The organism is Pseudomonas sp. RU47 (assembly GCF_004011755.1).
GTDB lineage: Bacteria > Pseudomonadota > Gammaproteobacteria > Pseudomonadales > Pseudomonadaceae > Aquipseudomonas.
The window spans coordinates 6235769-6258061 of record NZ_CP022411.1; the positions used below are offsets into that span (position 1 = coordinate 6235769).

Genomic DNA, 22293 nt, shown 5'->3' on the forward strand with positions numbered 1-22293 from the left:
TTGAGGCCTGCTGCAATCCCTGTGGGAGCGAGCCTGCTCGCGAAAGCGCTGGGTCAGCCAATATTTATCTTGCCTGACACGCCCTCTTCGCGAGCAGGCTCGCTCCCACAGGGGACGGTGTTGAATCTGTTATATCGCGACGCTCATGAACACCGGGGATTTGGCCAGGGCAAACAGGCTGAACACCCGCCAGTTCTGCTCGCGCCGAAAATAGCCTTTGACGAACTCGGCCTTGGAGCCCTGGCGCTTGCTGATCGAGATCGGTTCGAAGCTGTCCTGTTCAAAGTGCTGCAAGCCAATGACTTCATCGACCATCAACCCGGCAAACACATCGCCATGCTCGACCACCAACACCCGCCGCTGTTTACGCAACGGCGACAGCTCATGGCCGAAGAAACCGCACAGATCCATGATCGGCAACAGCCGCCCGCGCAGGTTAGCCACGCCTTTGACCCACGGCTTGACCCCGGGCAACTGGGTGAAGCGCGGTTCGTGCAGCACTTCGCTGACTTCGCCCATCGGCGCCACATACCAATGCTCGCCGAGGCGAAAGCCGATACCGCTCCAGCGATCCTGGCGCGCCGCTTGCGACGGCAGGTCCGCCGCCAGCAAGCGGCAGCGCTGGTCGATTTGCCAGAGCAGTTCGAACGCGGTCAGCGACTCGCTCATGGTCGCGCGATCAACCGTTCAGCACGTTGTTCAGGGTCTTGATCAGGGTGTCTTCGTCGACCGGTTTGGTCAGGTAGTCCTTGGCGCCCTGGCGGGTGCCCCAGACCTTGTCGGTTTCCTGATCCTTGGTGGTGATGATGATCACCGGGATGTGTCCGGTTTCCGGGTCTTTGGTCAGTTGACGAGTCGCCTGAAAACCATTGAGGCCGGGCATGACGATGTCCATCAATACCGCGTCGGGTTTTTCCTGACGGGCCAGGGCCACGCCGTCGGCGCCGTTTTCGGCCTTCAGCACTTCATGGCCGTGCTTTTCGAGCATGCCGGTGAGTTTGTACATTTCAGTCGGCGAATCATCGACGATCAGGATACGTGCCATGGTTTTCCCCATTTTTCTTGTCGACGCGCGGCCCGCTGACCGAGCGTCACTGTACGTGTCTTACTGCGGCAAAACGGCGGCGAAGCCCGGAACATGGGCCTGGATCGCGTTGAGCAGTTCTTCCTTGCTGAAAGGCTTGGTCAAAAATTGATCAGAACCGACAATCCGCCCCTTGGCCTTGTCGAACAGCCCGTCACGCGATGACAGCATGATCACCGGCGTGGCCTTGAACGCACTGTTGTTCTTGATTAAAGCGCAGGTCTGATAACCATCCAGACGCGGCATCATGATGTCGACAAAAATGATCCCGGGATGGTTGTCGGCGATCTTCGCCAAAGCGTCGAAACCGTCGATCGCCGTGATTACTTCGCACCCGACATTCTTCAACAAGGTTTCGGCGGTGCGACGAATCGTTTTCGAGTCGTCGATCACCATGACCTTCAAGGCGCTGGACTGCTGTTCCATAAGAGGGCTCTACCGTCGCCTTTGCGAATCAAATTGTCCGTTTTGCGATGACTGATGGCTGGAAACCCTTGATGCTCAAGGGCCAGCACGGCATGGCAGCCTTTTTAGCACAGTCTCCAGATGCAATCTATCGACGGGTTTTTCCTTGACCGAAAACCCGCCCGGCGCCACTCTGGCGGCACTTTTTCAATACCGATCCGGTAGCCAATTTTCGAGGAAAACCCAATGAGCGTTCGCGTCGGGATTGTCATGGACCCTATCGCCAGCATCTCCTATAAAAAGGATAGCTCGCTGGCCATGCTGCTGGCCGCGCAGAAGCGCGGCTGGGAACTGTTCTATATGGAACAACGCGACCTGTATCAGGGTGAAGGTCAGGCACGGGCGCGGATGAAGCCGCTGAAAGTCTTCGCCAACCCGGAAAAATGGTTCGAACTGGACGCCGAGCAGGACAACCTGCTGAGCGATCTGGACGTGATCCTGATGCGCAAGGATCCGCCGTTCGACATGGAGTTCGTCTACTCCACCTACCTGCTCGAACAGGCCGAAACCGCTGGCGTGCTGGTGGTGAACAAGCCGCAAAGCCTGCGCGACTGCAATGAAAAGCTGTTCGCCACGCTGTTCCCGCAGTGCACGCCGCCCACCATCGTCAGCCGCCGCGCCGACGTGCTGCGCGAATTCGCCGCCAAGCACGGTGACGTGATCCTCAAGCCACTGGACGGCATGGGCGGCACCTCGATCTTCCGTCACCGTGCGGGCGATCCGAACCTGTCGGTGATTCTGGAAACCCTGACCGCCCTCGGTGGCCAGCAGATCATGGGCCAGGCCTACCTGCCAGCGATCAAGGACGGCGACAAACGCATCCTGATGATCGACGGCGAGCCGGTGGATTACTGCCTGGCGCGGATTCCGGCGCAGGGCGAAACCCGTGGCAACCTCGCTGCCGGTGGTCGTGGCGAAGCGCGTCCGCTGACTGAAAAGGATCGCTGGATCGCTGCTCAAGTCGGTCCGACCCTGCGTGAGAAAGGCCTGCTGTTCGTCGGTCTCGACGTGATCGGTGAAAGCCTGACCGAAATCAACGTCACCAGCCCGACCTGCATCCGTGAAATCGACAATGCCTTTGGCACCGATATCGGCGGCCTGTTGATGGACGCGATCGCCAAGAAGCTGCAGGCCGCCGGCAAAATGCCACAAGCTTGATGCACGTCACATGCAGTCTGTCGCTTGAAGCGTGAAGCCCAAGGCGTGAAACCAACATTGCGTTATCATGCGCAGCCTCTGAAAAACGCGATGTTGGTTTTCTTGTCATGACCCTCCCGTCCGATCTGCCCGCAGAACTCGCCCACCGTGGCGTGCGCCCGGCCGATCGCCTCGGTTTTACCCTGTTTCTCGCAGCGCTGATCCACTTGGCGCTGCTGCTCGGCGTCGGCTTCACGATGGTCGAGCCCAAGCAAATCAGCAAAACCCTGGAAATCACCCTCGCCACCTTCAAAAGCGAAAAGAAGCCAGAGAAGGCTGACTTTCTCGCCCAAGAGCATCAGGAAGGCAGCGGCACGCTGGACAAGAAGGCGATCCCCAAGACCACTGAAGTGGCGCCGTTCCAGGACAATCAGGTCAAGAAAGTCACGCCGCCACCGGCCGCCAAACCGGAAGTGCAGGAAGCTGCGCCGAAGGCTGCGGTGACCACGGTTGCGCCGAAACCGAAAAAAGCGCCGACCAAGAAAGAAGAAAGCAAGACCGAGGTCAAACCGACGGTTGATGCGCCGGAATTCGACAGCTCGCAGCTGTCCAGTGACATCGCCAGCCTTGAAGCCGAACTGGCCAAGGAACAACAGCTGTACGCCAAGCGTCCGCGTATTCACCGCTTGAGCGCGGCGTCGACCATGCGTGACAAGGGTGCCTGGTACAAGGATGACTGGCGCAAGAAGGTCGAACGCATCGGCAACCTCAATTACCCCGAGGAAGCACGGCGCAAGCAGATCTACGGCAATTTGCGCCTGATGGTTTCGATCAACCGCGACGGCTCGCTGTATGAAGTGCTGGTGCTGGAATCGTCCGGGCAGCCGCTGCTGGATCAGGCGGCGCAGCGTATCGTCCGACTGGCGGCACCGTTTGCCCCGTTTACCGGGGACTTGTCGGATATCGACCGTCTGGAAATCATTCGTACCTGGAAATTCGCCCGGGGCGACAAGCTCTCGAGCAATTGAATACACCGCAAATCCCCTGTGGGAGCGAGCCTGCTCGCGAATGCGGTGTGTCATTCAACATTGATGTGACTGATCCACCGCTTTCGCGAGCAGGCTCGCTCCCACATTGGATCGGTGTGTCACCTGCATCTCCAGCTTGTCAGTTTGCCCCCCGAACGCCACACTAGCGCACATGAAAAACGTCAGCCCCAGCTACCTCAAGCATCAATTCCTGATCGCCATGCCACACATGGCCGACCCGAACTTTGCCCACACCTTGACCTACATCGTCGAGCACACGGCCAATGGCGCTATGGGGATTGTGGTCAACCGGCCGCAAGAGCTGAATCTGGCCGACATCCTTGAGCAGCTGCGCCCGGACATCGACCCGCCAGCACTCTGCCAACACGTACCGATCTTTATCGGCGGGCCGGTGCAGACCGATCGCGGTTTTGTCCTGCATCCAGCGGGGAAAACCTTCCAGGCCACCGCGCAGCTGGACGGCGATCTGGCCCTGTCGACTTCGCAGGACGTGCTGTTCGCCATCGCGGACGGCGTCGGCCCGGCGAAAAGCCTGATTGCCCTCGGTTACGCCGGTTGGGAAGCCGGGCAGCTGGAAGCGGAACTCGCCGACAACGCCTGGCTGAACTGCCCGTACGACGCCGATATCCTGTTCAACACCAGCAGCGAACTGCGTCTGGAAGCGGCGGCCAGGCATTTGGGGATCAACCTCAGCCTGCTGACCAGCCAGGCAGGTCACGCCTGATGGCCCTGCGCCTGATTCTCGGTTTCGACTACGGCACCAAACAGATCGGCGTCGCGGTCGGCCAGGTGATTACCGGCCAGGCCCGTGAGCTGTGCACCTTGAAGGCACAAAACGGTGTGCCGGACTGGAACCAGGTCGAAGCCCTTATAAAAGAATGGAAGCCCGACGCTGTGGTCGTCGGCCTGCCGCTGAACATGGACGGCACGCCGAGCGAAATGTGCCTGCGCGCGGAAAAATTCGCCCGCCGCCTCAATGGCCGCTTCAACGTGCCCTTCTATACCCACGACGAACGCCTGACCACCTTCGAGGCCAAGGGCGAGCGTCTGGTCCGTGGCGGCCAAAAGGGCAGTTACCGCGACAACCCGGTGGACGCCATCGCCGCCGCTCTGCTGTTGCAGGGCTGGCTCGATGAAAACACTGCATTGTTTGAATCCTGACAAGCGCTTCGGCGCTTTTCTTTTGAGTGAAAAACCGAGTCGTGTCCAAGGACCCGACTCGCCCCCAACAAGGAGCAACCATGAGCCTGCCAAATCCCGCCGATCTGATCAGCCAGATGGCGACCCGCCTCAAGGCGCACCTTGCCCAGCGTGACATCACTGAACCGCGTTACATCGGCATTCGCACCGGCGGCATCTGGGTCGCGCAGGCCTTGCTCAAGGAACTGGGCAGCGACGCGCCACTGGGCACGCTGGATGTTTCTTTCTACCGCGACGACTTCAGCCAGAACGGCCTGCACCCGCAAGTGCGCCCGTCCGCCCTGCCCTTCGAGATCGAAGGCCAGCATCTGGTGCTGATCGACGACGTATTGATGAGCGGCCGTACCATCCGCGCCGCCATGAACGAATTGTTCGACTACGGCCGCCCGGCCAGCGTGACCCTGGTCTGCCTGCTCGACCTCGACGCCGGCGAGCTGCCGATCCGCCCGAACGTGGTCGGCGCGACGCTGTCGCTGGCCGCACATGAACGGGTGAAGCTGTCGGGCCCCGAGCCGCTGACGCTCGAACTGCAAGACTTCAACCTTTAATCCGCCCTATTGAGAGTCCCCTTCGCGATGACGCCTCTAGATACCAAGCGCCCGCTGCAGCTCAATGATCAGGGCCAGCTGCGCCACTTCCTCTCGCTCGACGGCCTGCGCCGCGAGTTGCTGACGGAAATCCTCGACACTGCCGACTCGTTTCTAGAAGTCGGTGCCCGGGCGGTGAAGAAAGTCCCGTTGCTGCGCGGCAAGACCGTGTGCAACGTGTTCTTCGAAAACTCCACGCGCACCCGCACCACCTTCGAACTGGCGGCCCAGCGGCTGTCGGCGGACGTGATCACCCTGAACGTGTCGACCTCGTCGGCAAGCAAGGGCGAAACCCTGCTCGACACCTTGCGCAACCTTGAAGCCATGGCCGCCGACATGTTCGTCGTGCGCCACGGTGATTCCGGTGCCGCGCACTTCATCGCCGAGCATGTTTGCCCGCAAGTGGCGATCATCAACGGCGGCGACGGCCGTCACGCCCACCCGACGCAGGGCATGCTCGACATGCTCACCATCCGTCGGCACAAGGGCGGCTTTGAAAACCTCTCGGTGGCCATCGTTGGCGACATCCTGCACTCGCGGGTTGCGCGCTCGAACATGCTCGCGCTGAAGACCCTCGGTTGCCCGGACATCCGCGTAATCGCGCCGAAAACCCTGCTGCCGATCGGCATCGAGCAATACGGCGTGAAGGTCTACACCGACATGACCGAAGGCCTGAAAGACGTCGACGTGGTGATCATGCTGCGCCTGCAGCGTGAACGCATGACCGGCGGCCTGCTGCCGAGCGAAGGCGAGTTCTACCGCCTGTTCGGCCTGACCACCGCGCGTCTGGCCGGGGCCAAACCCGATTGCATCGTCATGCACCCGGGGCCGATCAACCGTGGCGTGGAAATCGAGTCAGCAGTGGCCGACGGCCCGCACTCGGTGATCCTCAATCAGGTGACCTACGGCATCGCGATTCGTATGGCTGTGCTGTCCATGGCCATGAGCGGGCAAACGGCCCAGCGCCAATTCGAGCAGGAGAACGCCCAGTGAAGCTCAGCATTCTCGGCGCACGCGTCATCGATCCAAGCAGCGGCCTGGATCAAATCACCGACATTCACGTTGAAGCCTGCAAGATCGTCGCCCTCGGCGCGGCCCCAGTGGGTTTCACGGCAGTAGAAACCATTGATGCCCAAGGCCTTGTCGCCGCTCCGGGCCTCGTTGATCTGAACGTGGCCCTGCGTGAGCCGGGTTACAGCCGCAAAGGCTCGATCATCAGCGAAACCCGCGCAGCGGCCGCCGGTGGCGTGACCAGCCTGTGCTGCCCGCCGAAAACCAAACCGGTGCTAGACACCTCCGCTGTCGCCGAACTGATCCTCGACCGCGCACGCGAGGCCGGCAACACCAAAGTGTTTCCGATCGGCGCGCTGAGCAAAGGTCTGGACGGCGAGCAACTGGCAGAGCTGGTGGCCCTGCGCGACGCTGGTTGCGTGGCGTTCGGCAACGGTCTGGAGAGTTTCCGCAACACCCGCACCCTGTGCCGGGCGCTGGAATACGCAGCCACCTTCGACCTGACGGTGATTTTCAACTCGCAGGATCATGATTTGGCTGAAGGTGGCTTGGCCCACGAAGGCGCCGTCGCCAGTTTCCTCGGCCTGCCGGGGATTCCGGAAACCGCTGAAACCGTGGCATTGGCCCGTGATCTGTTGCTGGTCGAGCAGACCGGCGTGCGTGCGCATTTCAGCCAGTTGACCAGTGCTCGCGGTGTTGCCCTGATTGCTCAGGCGCAGGCGCGTGGTTTGAAAGTGACGGCGGATGTCGCGCTGTATCAGCTGATTCTGACTGACGAAGCGTTGATCGACTTCAGCAGCCTCTATCACGTGCAACCGCCGCTGCGTACGCGTGCTGACCGCGACGGTCTGCGAGAGGCAGTGAAGTCCGGGGTGATCTCGGCGATTTCCAGCCATCACCAGCCACACGAACGTGACGCCAAACTGGCACCGTTCGGCGCGACCGAGCCGGGCATCAGCAGTGTTGAGCTGTTGCTGCCATTGGCGATGACGCTGGTGGAGGATGGTTTGCTGGATCTGCCGACGCTGCTGGCGCGTTTGAGCGCAGGCCCGGCTGAAGCGCTGCGTCTGCCGGCTGGCAAACTGGCGGTGGGTGGGGCGGCGGATATCGTGCTGTTCGATCCGCAGGCTTCGACGGTGGCCGGTGAAAACTGGTTGTCGAAGGGTGAGAACTGCCCGTTCATTGGGCACACTTTGCCGGGTGTGGTTCGCTACACGCTGGTGGACGGGCGGATCAGTCACCAGGCTTGATACCGCGTCGCCCCTTTCGCGAGCAGGCTCGCTCCCACACTGGATCTGTGAACGACACAAATCCCCTGTGGGAGCGAGCTTGCTCGCGAAGCTTTACTGGAAGGCGCCTCTGCCTTCGGCGTTACGCACCGAGACCTGATCATTCAGCGTCCAGAAGTCATACAGCACACCCAGAAAGAACAACCCGCCCGTCAGCAGATAGATCAGGCCACTGATCCATTTCCCCTGATACATCCGGTGCACACCCAATGCTCCGAGAAACGTCAGCAGAATCCACGCCACGTTGTACTCGATCGGCCCGGCGGTAAAACGCAGATCCGCTTCGCGATCCATTGCCGGGATCAAGAACAGGTCGATCAGCCAGCCAATGCCCAGCAAACCCAAGGTGAAGAACCAGATCGTCCCGGTCACCGGCTTGCCGTAGTAGAAGCGGTGAGCGCCGGTAAAACCGAAAATCCACAGCAGATAACCGATGATTTTGCTGTGCGTATCTTGCTGCTGAACAAATTGTTGATAGGGGTTCATGAAGACCTCGATTCACGCGATAGATAAATATTCTTGAATTCTTTGTGACTTTTTTACAGGTAGCCGACGTACGGCAAATGTTACCGTTGCTACCGTCAAAGCCTTATAGCACCTGACTTCTGTCCGACAATTGCGTCCATTTGCCGCTTATTTGGTTCCGTTGGCTGCCAACTGAATCGACCAACGGACTCGGAATGAAAAAAAACTCTGTTATAAAGTTGCGCGCTATCACTGAAGAGCCACGCCTAATGCGACCATTTTTCAAGACATGGCTAACCATCTGCCTATTAATGCCACTGGCCGCCCACGCCACCAATCGTGAGCAACGTCTTCCCAACGTTAACGGCTTCACCCCTAAATCCCATGCTTCGGCTCCATCGAGCAAAAGCAGCAAAGGCAAAACCACCACGCTGAGCAGCAAGAGCCACAGCAAGCTGGTGCCACCGATGGCGAGCAAGGAAAGCAGCAATGTGCTGAGCCGTGCGGTAAACGTCCTCGGTACACCTTATCGTTGGGGCGGCAGCAGCCCAAGTAAAGGTTTCGATTGCAGCGGTCTGGTGAAATACGCGTTCAACGACGCTACATTCGACCTGCCACGCACCTCGAACGCCATGGCCAGCGGTCACGGCGAGAAAGTCGAGCGCAAGGATCTGAAGCCGGGCGACCTGATTTTCTTCAACATCAAGAGCCGTCGGGTCAACCACGTTGCCATCTACCTGGGCAACGACCGCTTCATCCACGCGCCTCGTCGTGGCAAAGCGGTGAGCATCGATACGTTGAACAAGCCGTACTGGCAGCAGCACTACGTAGTGGCCAAGCGCGTGTTGCCGAAAGAACAAAGCCAGATGCGCGTGGTTCAGCGCTAACACCATACCGATCGTTCCCACGCTCCGCGTGGGGATGCCTCAATGGACGCTCCGCGTCCGCTTCGGCAGGGACGCAGAGCGTCCCGGGCTGCATTCCCACGCAGAGCGTGGGAACGATCACTTCCTCAGAAATTATCCGGCGTACGCGCCTTCTCCCGCGCATGTTCGCGACTGATCAAACCCTTGGTCAGCAGATCCTTCAGGCACATGTCCAGTGTCTGCATCCCCAACGACCCACCCGTCTGAATCGCCGAGTACATCTGCGCGACCTTGTCCTCGCGGATCAGGTTACGGATCGCCGACGTGCCCAGCATGATCTCGTGCGCCGCCACTCGCCCGCCGCCGATCTTCTTGATCAGCGTCTGCGAGACCACTGCCAGCAACGACTCCGACAGCATCGAGCGCACCATCGACTTCTCGTCGCCGGGGAACACGTCGACCACGCGGTCGATGGTTTTCGCCGCTGAGGTGGTGTGCAGCGTGCCGAACACCAGATGCCCGGTTTCGGCTGCGGTCAGTGCCAGGCGAATGGTTTCCAGGTCACGCATCTCGCCGACCAGAATCACGTCCGGGTCTTCGCGCAACGCCGAGCGCAGAGCGGTGGCGAAACTACGGGTATCACGATGGACTTCGCGCTGATTGATCAGGCATTTGCGCGATTCGTGAACAAACTCGATCGGGTCTTCAATAGTCAGGATATGGTGATGACGGTGAGTGTTGAGGTAATCGATCATCGCCGCCAGCGTGGTCGACTTGCCCGAACCGGTCGGCCCGGTGACCAGCACCAGCCCCCGCGGGGCGTCGGTGATCTTGCGGAAGACGTCGCCCATGGCGAGGTCTTCCATGCTCAGCACTTTCGACGGAATGGTACGGAATACGGCGCCAGCGCCACGGTTCTGGTTGAAGGCGTTAACCCGGAACCGCGCGACACCCGGCACTTCAAAGGAAAAGTCGGTTTCCAGATGTTTCTCGAAGTCGACCCGCTGGGTGTCGTTCATGATGTCGTAGATCAGTTCATGCACTTGCTTGTGATCCAGCGCCGGCAGATTGATCCGCCGCACATCGCCATCGACGCGGATCATCGGCGGCAGACCGGCCGACAGGTGCAGGTCGGAAGCTCCCTGTTTGGCGCTGAATGCCAGCAGTTCAGTGATATCCATAGCGCTCCTCAATTCCAGTAGAATGCCGCGAACCTTCAGACCGCCGGCGCCTCTTGATGTCCACGATAGCAGACAACATTCTTCAGGTTGGTTCGCGCATCCAGACCGCGATCCAAGCCGCACACCGTCCTGAAAACAGCGTCCAGTTGCTCGCCGTGAGCAAGACCAAGCCCGCCGCAGCCCTGCGCGAGGCGTATGCCGCCGGCCTGCGTGACTTTGGCGAGAACTACCTGCAGGAAGCGCTGGGCAAACAGCTCGAACTGGCCGACCTGCCCTTGATCTGGCACTTCATCGGCCCCATTCAATCGAACAAGACTCGCGCCATCGCCGAGCATTTCGACTGGGTGCATTCCGTGGATCGCCTGAAAATCGCTCAACGTCTGTCCGAACAGCGCCCGGCTGAACTGCCGCCGCTGAACATCTGTATTCAGGTCAACGTCAGCGGTGAAGCCAGCAAATCCGGCTGCACCCCGGCTGATCTGCCGGCGCTGGCCGAAGCCATCAGCGCCCTGCCCCGGCTGAAACTGCGCGGGCTGATGGCGATTCCCGAGCCGACCGACGATCGCGCCGAGCAAGACGCCGCTTTTGCTGCCGTGCAGCGCTTGCAGGCGAGTCTTGGCCTTCTGCTCGACACACTTTCCATGGGCATGAGCCACGACCTTGAGTCGGCCATCGCCCAAGGCGCCACCTGGGTTCGTATCGGTACGGCCCTGTTTGGCGCGCGCGACTATTCCCAATCTTGAACGTTTCCAGATAAGGACCACACATGAGCAACACACGTATTGCGTTTATCGGTGCGGGCAACATGGCGGCCAGTTTGATCGGTGGCCTGCGCGCCAAGGGCCTGGAAGCCGCACAGATCCGTGCCAGCGACCCGGGTGAGGAAACCCGCGCCAAAGTCAGTGCCGAACACGGCATCGAAACTTTCGCCGACAACGCCCAGGCCATCGACGGCGTCGATGTGATCGTGCTGGCGGTCAAGCCGCAGGCGATGAAAGCCGTGTGCGAGGCGATTCGCCCGAGCCTGAAACCGAATCAACTGGTGGTGTCGATTGCTGCCGGCATCACCTGCGCGAGCATGACCGCATGGCTTGGCGAGCAGCCAATCGTGCGCTGCATGCCGAATACGCCGGCGCTGCTGCGTCAGGGCGTCAGCGGTTTGTACGCGACCAGCGCAGTGACCGCCGAGCAGCGTCAGCAAGCCGAAGAGCTGCTGTCCGCCGTCGGCATCGCCCTGTGGCTGAAAGAAGAACAACAACTGGATGCCGTGACCGCTGTGTCCGGCTCCGGCCCGGCGTACTTCTTCCTGCTGATCGAAGCCATGACCGCCGCCGGCGTCAAACTCGGCCTGCCGAAAGACATCGCCGAACAATTGACCCTGCAGACCGCACTGGGCGCCGCACACATGGCTGTTTCCAGCGACGTTGACGCCGCCGAACTGCGTCGTCGCGTGACTTCGCCAAACGGCACAACCGAAGCCGCGATCAAATCATTCCAGGCCAATGGCTTTGAAGCCCTGGTCGAAACCGCACTCGGCGCCGCCGCGCACCGCTCGGCCGAAATGGCCGAACAACTGGGCAAATAAGGAGCCTTACATGATTGGATTGAACACCGCAGCGGTTTACGTGCTGCAAACCCTCGGCAGTCTGTACCTGCTGATCGTGCTGCTGCGCTTCGTGCTGCAACTGGTACGGGCGAACTTCTACAACCCGCTGTGCCAGTTCATCGTCAAAGCGACCCAGCCACTGCTCAAACCACTGCGGCGGATCATTCCGAGCATGTTCGGTCTGGACATGTCGTCGCTGGTGCTGGCGATTCTGGTGCAACTGGCGCTGATGGCGCTGACCCTGCTGCTGACTTACGGCACCACCGGCAATCCGCTGCAACTGGTGATCTGGTCGCTGATCGGTGTGACCGCGCTGTTCCTGAAGATCTTCTTCTTCGCCCTGATCATCAGCGTGATTCTGTCGTGGGTCGCGCCGGGCAGCCACAATCCGGGGGCTGAACTGGTCAACCAGATCTGCGAGCCGGCGCTGGCGCCGTTCCGCCGCTTTCTGCCGAATCTCGGTGGTCTGGACCTGTCGCCGATCTTCGCCTTCCTCGCGCTGAAGCTGATCGACATGCTGGTGATCAACAATCTGGCGGCGATGACGATGATGCCGGAAATCCTCCGTCTGCTGATGTGAGCTGGTTTCGATGGGACGGTGACGACTTGATCCTCGAGTGTCACCTGCAACCGGCAGCCCGCAGCGATGACTTCGCCGGGCTGCACGGTGATCGTTTGAAGATCCGTCTGACCGCGCCGCCGGTCGAGGGCAAGGCCAATGCTTTTCTGATGGGCTTTCTGGCCAAGGCGTTTGGGGTTTCCAAGAGCCAGGTCAGTTTGCTCAGTGGTGAGTTGAATCGGCAGAAGCGAGTGAAGATTTGTTCGCCGAAGAAGTTGCCGGACTTGCCCGGACTAGTGCGCTGATCGTTCCCACGCTCCGCGTGGGAATGCATCCCGGGACGCTCCGCGTCCCCCGCCGAAGCGGACGCGGAGCGTCCAATGAGGCGTTCCCACGCAGAGCGTGGGAACGAGCGCAGGTAGTTGCTTGCCGCTAACCCCCCCGGTCTTTAGACTTACGCCTCATTTCAACGAGAGCAGGGTCGATGCCAACTGCCTTTCCCCCCGATTCTGTTGGTCTGGTGACGCCGCAAACCGCGCACTTCAGCGAACCGCTGGCCTTGGCCTGTGGTCGTTCGCTGGCCGCCTATGACCTGATCTACGAAACCTACGGCACGCTGAACGCGCAAGCGAGCAACGCCGTACTGATTTGCCACGCCTTGTCCGGCCATCATCACGCTGCCGGCTACCACAGCGTCGACGATCGCAAACCCGGTTGGTGGGATAGCTGCATCGGCCCCGGCAAACCGATCGACACCCATAAATTCTTCGTGGTCAGCCTGAACAACCTCGGCGGCTGCAATGGCTCCACCGGCCCGAGCAGCATCAACCCGGAGACCGGCAAACCGTTCGGCGCCGACTTCCCGGTGCTCACCGTGGAAGACTGGGTGCACAGCCAGGCGCGTCTCGCTGACCTGCTCGGCATCGGCCAGTGGGCGGCGGTGATTGGCGGCAGCCTCGGCGGCATGCAAGCGCTGCAATGGACCATCACTTACCCGGATCGCGTGCGCCACTGCCTGGCCATCGCCTCGGCACCGAAGCTGTCGGCGCAGAACATTGCCTTCAACGAAGTCGCGCGTCAGGCGATTCTCACGGACCCGGAATTCCACGGCGGTTCGTTCCAGGAAGCGGGCGTGATCCCCAAGCGCGGCCTGATGCTGGCGCGCATGGTCGGGCACATCACCTACCTGTCCGACGATTCCATGGGCGAAAAATTCGGCCGTGGGTTGAAGAGCGAGAAGCTCAACTACGACTTCCACAGTGTCGAGTTCCAGGTCGAAAGCTACCTGCGTTATCAGGGCGAAGAGTTCTCCGGGCGCTTCGACGCCAACACCTATCTGTTGATGACCAAGGCGCTGGACTACTTCGATCCGGCGGCGAACTTCGACGATAACCTGGCGAAAACCTTCGAGAACGCCACGGCCAGGTTCTGCGTGATGTCGTTCACCACTGACTGGCGCTTCTCCCCGGCCCGTTCGCGCGAACTGGTGGATGCGCTGATGGCGGCACGCAAAGACGTCAGCTATCTGGAAATCGACGCACCCCAGGGCCACGACGCCTTCCTGATTCCGATCCCGCGCTACTTGCAGGCGTTCGGCAATTACATGAACCGCATCACGTTGTGAGAAAGCCATGAGAGCTGATCTGGAAATCATCCAGGAATGGATCCCCGCCGGCAGCCGCGTCCTCGACCTTGGTTGCGGTGACGGCGAACTGCTGACCTGGCTGCGCGACAACAAGAACGTCACCGGTTATGGCCTGGAAAACGACGCCGACAACATCGCCGAATGCGTAGCCAAGGGCATCAACGTCATCGAGCAGGATCTGGACAAGGGGCTAGGCAACTTCGCCAGCAACAGTTTCGACGTCGTCGTCATGACCCAGGCCCTGCAAGCCGTGCACTACCCGGACAAGATCCTCGACGAAATGCTCCGGGTCGGCCGTCAGTGCATTATCACCTTCCCGAACTTCGGTCACTGGCGCTGCCGCTGGTATCTGGCGAGCAAGGGCCGCATGCCGGTGTCCGAGTTTCTGCCGTACACCTGGTACAACACGCCGAACATCCACTTCTGCACCTTCGAAGACTTTGAAGAGCTTTGCCGCGAACGTGATGCGAAGGTCATTGATCGGCTTGCCGTGGATCAACAGCACCGTCACGGGTGGGCCAGTAAGCTATGGCCTAATCTGTTAGGTGAGATCGGTATCTACCGCGTCAGCAGCCCGCAGCTTGCAGACCACAAAGTCGCGGTCTGAATCCCGTCATTTCGAGGAGCACGATCATGGGTCGTTTAGCGTTGTTGTTATTGACTGCCTGCCTGAGCGCCAGCGCTCTGGCGGCTGACGTCATCAAGGGTGAACGCAAGGAAACCTTTGGCGACGTCACGGTGCACTACAACACCTTCAACTCGACGTTCCTGCAACCGGACATCGCCAAGGCCGCGGAACTGATCCGCAGCAAGAATCAGGGCGTGATCAATGTCTCGGTGATCAAGGACGGCAAACCGCTGGTCGCCAATGTCACCGGCACGGTCAAAGACCTGACCAGCCAGAGCGTGCCGCTGAATTTCCGCCAGATCACCGAACAAGGCGCGATCTACTACATCGCCCAGTACCCGGTGGAGCAGCAGGAAACCCGCACCTTTGAAATCAAGGTGCAGAACGGCGACAAGATCAACACCATCAATTTCAACCAAGAACTCTTTCCCGGCGAATGATGAACATCAAGCAGCTCGTACTGGCCAGCCATAACGCCGGCAAACTCAAAGAACTCCAGGCCATGCTCGGCGAATCGGTACAACTGCGCTCGATTGGCGAGTGGAGCAAGGTCGAGCCGGAAGAAACCGGCCTGTCGTTCGTCGAGAACGCGATCCTCAAGGCGCGTAATGCCGCGCGCATTTCCGGGTTGCCGGCGCTGGCCGACGATTCCGGTCTGGCGGTGGATTTCCTTGGCGGTGCGCCAGGCATCTATTCGGCGCGCTATGCCGACGGCAAGGGCGATGCGGCGAACAACGCCAAACTGCTCGATGCGCTGAAGGATGTGCCGCAAGCCGAGCGCGGTGCGCAGTTCGTTTGCGTATTGGCGCTGGTTCGTCACGCCGATGATCCGTTGCCGATCCTCTGCGAAGGCCTGTGGCACGGACGGATTCTGACCGCCGCCAGCGGCGAGCACGGTTTCGGTTATGACCCGCTGTTCTGGGTGCCGGAACGCGACGTGTCCAGCGCCGAATTGAGCCCGGCCGACAAGAACCAGATCAGCCACCGCGCCCGTGCAATGGATCTGCTGCGCCAGCGTCTGGGCTTGAAATGACCCGTGACTCTTCCGCGTCGTCGCTGATTGTCGGCGGCGCCGCCTCTTCGCCTCGGGCGCCGCTGCCAACGCTGCCGCCCCTGGCGCTGTACATCCACATCCCGTGGTGTGTGCGTAAATGCCCGTATTGCGATTTCAACTCGCACACCGCAAGTCCCGTGTTGCCGGAACAGGAATACGTCGACGCCTTGCTGGCCGATCTCGATCAGGACCTGCACGCAGTTTACGGCCGCGAAATCAGCTCGATCTTTTTTGGTGGCGGCACACCGAGCCTGTTCAGTGCCGAAGCGCTTGGGCGTTTGCTGGAAGGCGTCGAACAACGCATTCCGTTTGCTGAAGACATTGAAATCACTCTGGAAGCCAACCCCGGTACGTTCGAACAAGAGAAGTTCGTCGCCTACCGCAAGTTGGGGATCAATCGCCTGTCGATCGGGATCCAGAGCTTTCAGCAGGAAAAACTCAAGGCGCTGGGGCGGATTCACAACGGTGACGAAGCAGTGCGCGCGGCCGGGATGGCGCGGCAAGCCGGGTTCGATAACTTCAACCTCGACTTGATGCACGGTTTGCCCGATCAGTCGCTGGACGATGCCTTGAGCGATCTGCGCCAGGCCATCGCATTGAATCCGACGCACATCTCCTGGTATCAGCTGACGCTGGAGCCGAACACGGTGTTCTGGAACCAGCCGCCAGTGCTGCCGGAAGATGACACATTGTGGGACATTCAAGAGGCCGGGCAGGCGCTGCTGGCCGAGCACGGTTACGCGCAATACGAAGTGTCGGCCTATGCACAGGCTGGGCGCCCGGCGCGGCATAACCTCAATTACTGGAGTTTCGGCGACTTCATCGGCATCGGCGCAGGCGCGCACGGTAAGCTCAGCCATCCGGACGGACGCATCGTGCGTACATGGAAGACCCGTTTGCCGAAGGACTATCTCAACCCGGCAAAAAGCTTTCAGGCCGGCGAGAAAGCGCTGACCAATGACGAGATGCCGTTCGAGTTTCTGATGAACGCTTTGCGCCTGACTGCCGGCGTCGAATCGCGCCTGTATCCGGAGCGCACTGGCCTGTCGCTGGAAAGCCTCGCCGAAGGCCGGGCCGCGGCAGAACAAAGCGGTCTGTTGCAGGTCGAACCGTCACGTCTGGCGGCCACCGAGCGCGGACAGTTGTTCCTCAACGACTTGCTGCAACAATTTCTGAACTGAGCCCAACCCTCAACTTCAGCCCCAAGGAAAAACGCATGGATTTGATACTCGACCTGCTCGCCACCGTCTCCCGCTGGAGCCGCAGCAACCTCTCGGAAATCGCCCTGGCGCTGGTCGGCTGCCTGCTGGTGCTGTTCGGCGCCGACTTCAAAGGCTGGGTCGAGCAACGCCTGGGCAGCATCGCCGGCGCCCTGCGCGTGCCGCTGATGTCGCTGCTGTGCGTGATCGGCAGCGGCGCCGCACTGATCTACGCCACGCCATGGGTGATCAAGGGTTTGAGCCAGTTCAACAACTACAGCCTGGCGCCGGTGTTGTTGGTGGTGCTGGTGCTGATCGGCGTAGTCGCCGACCGCCGCTGATTCCGCAAACGCCCCAAAACAACTGTGGGAGCGAGCCTGCTCGCGAAGGCGTCATGTCAGCCAACATCACTGCTGAATGACCGATCGCTTTCGCGAGCAGGCTCGCTCCCACAGTTGATCGCAATGACAGGGAAGCTCATGAGTAAAAAGCTGCTGGATGAGACGAGCAAATTTCTTAGCTACGTATTGCGCCACGAGCCTCAGGCGATTGGGCTGACGCTGGATTCGGAGGGTTGGGCAGATGTCGAAGCACTGATCAGCGGCGCGGCGCGTGATGGTCGAAGCCTGGATCGCTCACTGATTGAAAACGTCGTAGCGAACAGCGACAAAAAGCGCTTTTCGATCTCGGAAGACGGCCAGTCCATTCGCGCCGTTCAGGGCCATTCGACGAAAAGCGTAGCGCTTCAACTTGAGGAAAAGCAGCCGCCAGAGACGCTATATCACGGTACGGCGACGCGCTTCATGGACTCTATCAACCAGCAAGGCTTGATCCCGGGATCGCGTCACCACGTGCATCTATCGGAAGAATCCGCCACTGCCTCAGCCGTCGGGCAACGCTACGGAACCGTGGCAATCCTGAAAATCGCCGCACAGCAAATGCAGGAGCAAGGCTTCAAGTTTTATCAGGCCGAAAATGGCGTCTGGCTGACAGAGCAAGTGCCAGTGCGCTTCATTTCCACCCTGTAGCTTCTGACGAAACCGAAAACAACTGTAGGAGTGAGCCTGCTCGCGATGGCGGTCTGACATTCAACCTCTTCGGTGACTGTCAGTCCGCCATCGCGAGCAGGCTCACTCCTACATTGGGTATTGCGTGATGCTTAAGCGAGTTTTTCGAACTTCAGGTCCCACACGCCATGGCCAAGACGTTCGCCGCGGCGTTCAAACTTGGTGATCGGGCGTTCAGTCGGGCGTGGCACGCACTTGCCGTCTTCGGCGAGGTTGCGGTAGCCCGGGGCGACGTTCATCACTTCCAGCATGTATTCGGCGTACGGCTCCCAGTCGGTGGCCATGTGCAGAATGCCGCCGACCTTCAACTTGCTGCGCACCAGCTCAGCGAACGAGGCCTGAACGATGCGACGCTTGTGGTGACGGCTCTTGTGCCACGGGTCCGGGAAAAACAGCATCAGGCGATCGAGGCTGTTGTCGGCGATGCAGCGATTGAGCACTTCGATCGCGTCGCAATCGTAGACCCGCAGGTTGGTCAGGCCCTGAGTCAGCACGCCATTGAGCAGCGCGCCAACACCCGGACGGTGAACTTCAACACCGATGAAATCCTGATCCGGCGCCGCCGCGGCCATTTCCAGCAGCGAGTGGCCCATGCCGAAACCGATCTCCAGCGAGCGCGGTGCCGAACGGCCGAACACTTGATCGTAATCCACCGGCGCATCGGCCAGCGGCAGCACGTACAGCGGCGCGCCCTGATCCAGACCGCGTTGCTGGCCTTCGGTCATGCGCCCGGCGCGCATCACGAAACTCTTGATGCGGCGGTGTTGGCGCTCGTCGCCTTCTTCCGTCTGGATAGGCGTGTCGTTCGATTCAGTCATCAATGGCTCTTACTTGATCAGACCATCCAGCGGCGAAGAGGCGCTGGCATAGAGTTTTTTCGGCATACGGCCAGCGAGGTAGGCCAGACGGCCTGCAACGATGGCGTGTTTCATGGCTTCAGCCATCATCACCGGTTGCTGGGCGTGGGCGATGGCCGAGTTCATCAGCACCGCATCGCAACCCAGTTCCATGGCGATGGTCGCGTCGGAGGCAGTACCGACACCGGCATCGACCAACACCGGAATTTTCGCTTCTTCGAGGATGATCTGCAGGTTGTACGGGTTGCAGATCCCCAGACCGGAGCCGATCAGACCGGCCAGCGGCATCACTGCGATGCAGCCGATTTCTGCCAGTTGACGGGCGATGATCGGGTCATCGCTGGTGTAGACCATCACGTCGAAACCTTCCTTGACCAGCGTTTCTGCGGCCTTGAGGGTTTCGATGACGTTAGGGAACAGGGTTTTCTGGTCGGCCAGTACTTCCAGTTTCACCAGGTTGTGGCCATCGAGCAGCTCACGGGCCAGGCGGCAGGTGCGCACAGCTTCGATAGCGTCGTAGCAACCGGCGGTGTTCGGCAGAAAGGTGTAGCGCTCCGGCGACAGCACGTCGAGCAGGTTCGGCTCGCCTTCGATCTGGCCCAGGTTGGTGCGGCGCACGGCGAAGGTGACGATCTCGGCACCCGAGGCTTCGATGGCCTGACGGGTTTCTTCCATGTCACGGTACTTGCCGGTACCAACCAGCAAACGCGACTGGTAAGTACGACCGGCCAGAACAAAAGGCTTGTCGCTACGAACGATGCTCATGGGGAATCCTCTTTAAGGGTGAGGGTCTTGCAGAATTCTGTGCCCTCGCGGGGCGGGCGATCAGCCGCCGCCGATGGCGTGCACCACTTCGACGCTGTCACCGTCATTGAGCGTGGTGTCGGCATGCTGGCTGCGCGGGACGATATCCAGATTGAGTTCGACTGCCACCCGGCGTCCGGTCAGTTCCAGACGGGTGATCAGGGCCGCAACGGTCTCGCCGTCGGGCAGTTCAAGGGATTCGCCGTTCAACTGAATGCGCATGCGCAACGCCGCCATCATTTTTAGGGGCTGGCATTCTAGCCCGATCATGACCTAAAGGTCAGCACCAAGCGTCAAGCGGTTGGTTGCAAGCGCCAGGCGGCGAGCCCAAGGCAAACCCAACCGACCAGAAATGCCAGGCCACCGAACGGGGTGATGATGCCGAGCTTGCTGATGCCGGTGGTGGTCAACACATACAGGCTGCCGGAGAACAACAGAATGCCCGCTGCGAAGGAAAAGCCGGCCCAGGCAACCAGTCGACCCTGAATCTGCGTGGCCAACAGCGCCACACCGAACAGCGCCAAGGTGTGCACCAGTTGATAGGTCACGCCGGTGTGGAAAATCGCCAGATACTCGGGCGTCAGGCGGTTTTTCAGGCCATGGGCGGCGAATGCGCCCAAGGCGACCCCGGTGAAACCGAAAAAAGCAGCCAGCATCAAAAAGCCACGCAGCATTGGGAACTCCAGTCAGACGCGATCGGCAGGGTCTGTATAATGGCCCGCTCCACCGGTTCGGCCAAGCCATCTCTATGCTGCGTACTATTTTCCGTCGTCTCACGAAGGCCCTGCTCTGGTTCGCCGGTGGCAGCGTCTTGCTGGTGCTGGTGTTTCGCGTCGTGCCGCCGCCGGGCACGGCGCTGATGGTCGAGCGCAAGGTCGAATCCTGGGTCGACGGTGAGCCGATTGACCTGCAACGTACCTGGAAGCCGTGGGACGAAATCTCGGACGATCTCAAAGTCGCGGTCATGGCCGGCGAGGATCAGAAATTCCCGGAGCACTGGGGTTTTGATTTCAGCGCGATCCAGGCCGCACTGGCGCACAACGAGCTCGGCGGCTCGATTCGCGGGGCCAGTACCTTGAGCCAGCAAGTGTCGAAAAACCTGTTTCTGTGGGCGGGTCGCAGCTATCTGCGTAAAGGCCTGGAGGCGTGGTTTACCGCGCTGATCGAAGTATTCTGGCCCAAGCAGCGGATTCTTGAGGTGTACCTGAACAGCGTCGAGTGGGATGACGGGGTGTTTGGCGCCGAAGCGGCTGCCCGCCATCACTTTGGCGTGAGCGCGAAATCGTTGTCACGTCAGCAGGCCAGTTATCTGGCGGCTGTTCTGCCGAACCCTAGGGTGTGGAGTGCTAGCCATCCGACCGCTTATGTGTCGCGCCGGGCCGGGTGGATTCGGCAGCAGATGAGTCAGTTGGGTGGGGATAGTTATCTGTTGGGGCTGAATGATTCGCGTCGGGCACCGTGGTCTCGATAACCAGTCACGAATCTTCCAAACCCTGAAGACCCCCTGTGGGAGCGAGCCTGCTCGCGAAAGCGGTGTACCAGAAACATCAATGCAAACTGACACACCGCTTTCGCGAGCAGGCTCGCTCCCACAGGGGCCAGTATGTCCGCACAAATGAAAACGCCCCGATCATCGCTGATCGGGGCGTTTTTTATTGCCTGCTCGCCGGTTATGCGGCAATCGACAACTTGAGCTTGTTCATCGCGCTCTTCTCGAGCTGACGGATCCGCTCGGCCGACACGTTGTACTTCTGCGCCAGGTCGTGCAGCGTGGCTTTCTCTTCTGCCAGCCAGCGCTGGTAGAGGATGTCACGGCTGCGCTCGTCCAGCACTTCCAGGGCTTCGTGCAGGTTGCTGTTGGAGTTGTCGCTCCAGTCGGCATCTTCCAGTTGACGCGCCGGGTCGTACCGGTGGTCTTCCAGATAGTTGGCCGGCGACTGGAAAGCGCTGTCGTCGTCGGCTTCAGCAGCCGGGTCGAAGGCCATGTCATGGCCGGTCAGGCGACTTTCCATCTCGCGCACTTCCCGCGGTTCAACGCCGAGGCTTTCCGCCACACGGTGGACTTCCTCGTTGTTCAGCCACGCCAGACGTTTCTTCTGGCTGCGCAGGTTGAAGAACAGCTTGCGCTGGGCCTTGGTGGTCGCGACTTTCACAATGCGCCAGTTGCGCAGAATGAACTCGTGAATTTCCGCCTTGATCCAGTGCACGGCGAACGACACCAGACGCACACCCATTTCCGGGTTGAAGCGCTTTACGGCCTTCATCAGGCCGACGTTACCTTCCTGGATCAGGTCAGCCTGAGCCAGACCGTAGCCGGAATAGCTACGGGCGATATGTACGACAAAACGCAGGTGGGCGAGCACCATCTGCCGAGCCGCCCCCAAATCCTGCTCATAGTAGAGACTCTCGGCCAGTTCACGCTCCTGCTCCGGCGTCAGCAATGGAATACTGTTGACGGTGTGCACGTAAGCTTCCAGGTTCGCACCCGGAACCAACGCATACGCAGGCTGCAAAGAATTGGTCATACGAAAAAACCTCCC

At 60.3% G+C, this 22293-nt stretch carries 30 protein-coding genes; 20 read left to right on the forward strand and 10 right to left on the reverse strand.

Translation table 11 applies throughout. The features are described 5' to 3' along the window. Positions 1 to 129: 129 nt before the first annotated feature. Genes CCX46_RS28565 through pilG form a run of 3 tightly spaced genes read right to left on the reverse strand, consistent with a single transcriptional unit; the run spans position 130 to position 1510 of the window. Entirely contained in the window at positions 130 to 669 is a 540-nt protein-coding gene (locus tag CCX46_RS28565; RefSeq protein WP_122604417.1) for a chemotaxis protein CheW, read from the reverse strand. A 10-nt stretch (positions 670 to 679) separates the two neighbouring features. Further along, complete coding sequence (gene pilH, locus CCX46_RS28570) at positions 680 to 1045, reverse strand: twitching motility response regulator PilH (RefSeq protein ID WP_127930104.1); 366 nt, start codon at positions 1043 to 1045, stop codon at positions 680 to 682. A gap of 60 nt (positions 1046 to 1105) precedes the next feature. Further along, the gene (gene pilG / locus CCX46_RS28575; protein ID WP_007913673.1) at positions 1106 to 1510 is read right to left on the reverse strand and encodes a twitching motility response regulator PilG; all 405 of its coding nucleotides are present in this window, start codon (positions 1508 to 1510) and stop codon (positions 1106 to 1108) included. A 225-nt stretch (positions 1511 to 1735) separates the two neighbouring features. Here pilG and gshB point away from each other — a divergent pair, with 225 nt between their 5' ends. The 7 genes from gshB to CCX46_RS28610 all read left to right on the forward strand — a co-directional run bounded on the left by gshB (position 1736) and on the right by CCX46_RS28610 (position 7783). Then, positions 1736 to 2707, forward strand: a complete 972-nt coding sequence (gshB, locus tag CCX46_RS28580; protein WP_127930105.1) for a glutathione synthase — start codon at positions 1736 to 1738, stop codon at positions 2705 to 2707. A 107-nt stretch (positions 2708 to 2814) separates the two neighbouring features. After that, entirely contained in the window at positions 2815 to 3714 is a 900-nt protein-coding gene (locus CCX46_RS28585; RefSeq protein WP_038358807.1) for an energy transducer TonB, read from the forward strand. A gap of 172 nt (positions 3715 to 3886) precedes the next feature. Next, positions 3887 to 4459: a YqgE/AlgH family protein gene (locus CCX46_RS28590; protein WP_016985971.1), complete on the forward strand. Its 573-nt coding sequence runs from the start codon at positions 3887 to 3889 to the stop codon at positions 4457 to 4459. Further along, positions 4459 to 4896: a Holliday junction resolvase RuvX gene (ruvX, locus tag CCX46_RS28595; protein ID WP_008077844.1), complete on the forward strand. Its 438-nt coding sequence runs from the start codon at positions 4459 to 4461 to the stop codon at positions 4894 to 4896. Before CCX46_RS28590 ends, ruvX begins: the two co-directional genes overlap by 1 nt. An 80-nt stretch (positions 4897 to 4976) precedes the next feature. Beyond that, positions 4977 to 5483 (forward strand): bifunctional pyr operon transcriptional regulator/uracil phosphoribosyltransferase PyrR, encoded by a 507-nt coding sequence (gene pyrR, locus CCX46_RS28600; RefSeq protein WP_064116261.1) that lies wholly within the window; start codon positions 4977 to 4979, stop codon positions 5481 to 5483. 27 nt (positions 5484 to 5510) lie between these two features. Further along, positions 5511 to 6515, forward strand: coding sequence for an aspartate carbamoyltransferase catalytic subunit (locus CCX46_RS28605; RefSeq protein ID WP_007913665.1), 1005 nt, complete (start codon positions 5511 to 5513; stop codon positions 6513 to 6515). Beyond that, positions 6512 to 7783, forward strand: coding sequence for a dihydroorotase (locus CCX46_RS28610; protein WP_127930106.1), 1272 nt, complete (start codon positions 6512 to 6514; stop codon positions 7781 to 7783). Before CCX46_RS28605 ends, CCX46_RS28610 begins: the two co-directional genes overlap by 4 nt. Before the next feature lie 93 nt (positions 7784 to 7876). Here the strand turns inward: CCX46_RS28610 and CCX46_RS28615 are convergent, their stop codons facing one another. Further along, positions 7877 to 8308, reverse strand: coding sequence for an NINE protein (locus tag CCX46_RS28615; RefSeq protein WP_110718026.1), 432 nt, complete (start codon positions 8306 to 8308; stop codon positions 7877 to 7879). Between the two features lie 248 nt (positions 8309 to 8556). Between CCX46_RS28615 and CCX46_RS28620 the strand changes: the two genes are divergently transcribed. After that, positions 8557 to 9174 carry a C40 family peptidase gene (locus tag CCX46_RS28620; protein ID WP_127930107.1) on the forward strand — a complete coding sequence of 206 codons (618 nt, stop codon included), beginning with the start codon at positions 8557 to 8559 and terminating at the stop codon, positions 9172 to 9174. A gap of 125 nt (positions 9175 to 9299) precedes the next feature. Here CCX46_RS28620 and CCX46_RS28625 read toward each other — a convergent pair whose 3' ends face one another. Next, positions 9300 to 10334: a type IV pilus twitching motility protein PilT gene (locus CCX46_RS28625; protein ID WP_095049465.1), complete on the reverse strand. Its 1035-nt coding sequence runs from the start codon at positions 10332 to 10334 to the stop codon at positions 9300 to 9302. A 56-nt stretch (positions 10335 to 10390) separates the two neighbouring features. On the opposite strand from CCX46_RS28625, the gene CCX46_RS28630 reads away from it, so the two are divergent. The 11 genes from CCX46_RS28630 (at position 10391) to CCX46_RS28685 (ending at position 18053) form a co-directional block, all read left to right on the forward strand. Beyond that, the gene (locus CCX46_RS28630) at positions 10391 to 11077 is read left to right on the forward strand and encodes a YggS family pyridoxal phosphate-dependent enzyme (protein ID WP_127930108.1); all 687 of its coding nucleotides are present in this window, start codon (positions 10391 to 10393) and stop codon (positions 11075 to 11077) included. A 23-nt stretch (positions 11078 to 11100) separates the two neighbouring features. Then, the gene (gene proC / locus CCX46_RS28635) at positions 11101 to 11919 is read left to right on the forward strand and encodes a pyrroline-5-carboxylate reductase (RefSeq protein ID WP_127930109.1); all 819 of its coding nucleotides are present in this window, start codon (positions 11101 to 11103) and stop codon (positions 11917 to 11919) included. 10 nt (positions 11920 to 11929) lie between these two features. Continuing rightward, positions 11930 to 12520, forward strand: a complete 591-nt coding sequence (locus tag CCX46_RS28640) for a YggT family protein (protein ID WP_127930110.1) — start codon at positions 11930 to 11932, stop codon at positions 12518 to 12520. Further along, on the forward strand, positions 12517 to 12804 hold the full coding sequence (locus CCX46_RS28645; RefSeq protein WP_127930111.1) for a DUF167 domain-containing protein: 288 nt from the start codon (positions 12517 to 12519) through the stop codon (positions 12802 to 12804). The genes CCX46_RS28640 and CCX46_RS28645 overlap by 4 nt, the downstream gene beginning before the upstream one ends. Positions 12805 to 12983: 179 nt before the next feature. After that, entirely contained in the window at positions 12984 to 14123 is a 1140-nt protein-coding gene (gene metX, locus CCX46_RS28650; protein ID WP_127930112.1) for a homoserine O-succinyltransferase MetX, read from the forward strand. 7 nt (positions 14124 to 14130) lie between these two features. Then, the gene (gene metW / locus CCX46_RS28655) at positions 14131 to 14751 is read left to right on the forward strand and encodes a methionine biosynthesis protein MetW (protein WP_127930113.1); all 621 of its coding nucleotides are present in this window, start codon (positions 14131 to 14133) and stop codon (positions 14749 to 14751) included. Positions 14752 to 14777: 26 nt separating this feature from the next. Continuing rightward, positions 14778 to 15212, forward strand: a complete 435-nt coding sequence (locus CCX46_RS28660; protein ID WP_127930114.1) for a DUF4426 domain-containing protein — start codon at positions 14778 to 14780, stop codon at positions 15210 to 15212. Beyond that, on the forward strand, positions 15209 to 15805 hold the full coding sequence (rdgB, locus tag CCX46_RS28665; protein WP_007913634.1) for an RdgB/HAM1 family non-canonical purine NTP pyrophosphatase: 597 nt from the start codon (positions 15209 to 15211) through the stop codon (positions 15803 to 15805). Before CCX46_RS28660 ends, rdgB begins: the two co-directional genes overlap by 4 nt. Then, positions 15802 to 17007: a radical SAM family heme chaperone HemW gene (hemW, locus tag CCX46_RS28670; RefSeq protein ID WP_127930115.1), complete on the forward strand. Its 1206-nt coding sequence runs from the start codon at positions 15802 to 15804 to the stop codon at positions 17005 to 17007. The genes rdgB and hemW overlap by 4 nt, the downstream gene beginning before the upstream one ends. A gap of 35 nt (positions 17008 to 17042) precedes the next feature. Beyond that, positions 17043 to 17366, forward strand: coding sequence for a DUF3392 domain-containing protein (locus CCX46_RS28675; protein ID WP_127930116.1), 324 nt, complete (start codon positions 17043 to 17045; stop codon positions 17364 to 17366). Between the two features lie 138 nt (positions 17367 to 17504). After that, positions 17505 to 18053 carry an RNA 2'-phosphotransferase gene (locus tag CCX46_RS28685; RefSeq protein ID WP_127930118.1) on the forward strand — a complete coding sequence of 183 codons (549 nt, stop codon included), beginning with the start codon at positions 17505 to 17507 and terminating at the stop codon, positions 18051 to 18053. A gap of 131 nt (positions 18054 to 18184) precedes the next feature. Here CCX46_RS28685 and trmB read toward each other — a convergent pair whose 3' ends face one another. From trmB to CCX46_RS28705, 4 genes are all read right to left on the reverse strand, one after another. Beyond that, positions 18185 to 18910, reverse strand: coding sequence for a tRNA (guanosine(46)-N7)-methyltransferase TrmB (gene trmB, locus CCX46_RS28690; protein ID WP_122604431.1), 726 nt, complete (start codon positions 18908 to 18910; stop codon positions 18185 to 18187). Between the two features lie 9 nt (positions 18911 to 18919). Continuing rightward, the gene (locus tag CCX46_RS28695; RefSeq protein WP_007913621.1) at positions 18920 to 19714 is read right to left on the reverse strand and encodes a thiazole synthase; all 795 of its coding nucleotides are present in this window, start codon (positions 19712 to 19714) and stop codon (positions 18920 to 18922) included. 60 nt (positions 19715 to 19774) lie between these two features. After that, entirely contained in the window at positions 19775 to 19975 is a 201-nt protein-coding gene (gene thiS / locus CCX46_RS28700; RefSeq protein ID WP_161986536.1) for a sulfur carrier protein ThiS, read from the reverse strand. 71 nt (positions 19976 to 20046) lie between these two features. Continuing rightward, complete coding sequence (locus tag CCX46_RS28705) at positions 20047 to 20427, reverse strand: DUF423 domain-containing protein (protein ID WP_127930119.1); 381 nt, start codon at positions 20425 to 20427, stop codon at positions 20047 to 20049. Between the two features lie 74 nt (positions 20428 to 20501). Here CCX46_RS28705 and mtgA point away from each other — a divergent pair, with 74 nt between their 5' ends. Continuing rightward, positions 20502 to 21224, forward strand: a complete 723-nt coding sequence (mtgA, locus tag CCX46_RS28710; RefSeq protein ID WP_127930120.1) for a monofunctional biosynthetic peptidoglycan transglycosylase — start codon at positions 20502 to 20504, stop codon at positions 21222 to 21224. Positions 21225 to 21423: 199 nt separating this feature from the next. Here the strand turns inward: mtgA and rpoH are convergent, their stop codons facing one another. Further along, entirely contained in the window at positions 21424 to 22278 is an 855-nt protein-coding gene (gene rpoH, locus CCX46_RS28715) for an RNA polymerase sigma factor RpoH (protein WP_007913617.1), read from the reverse strand. Positions 22279 to 22293 lie beyond the last annotated feature (15 nt).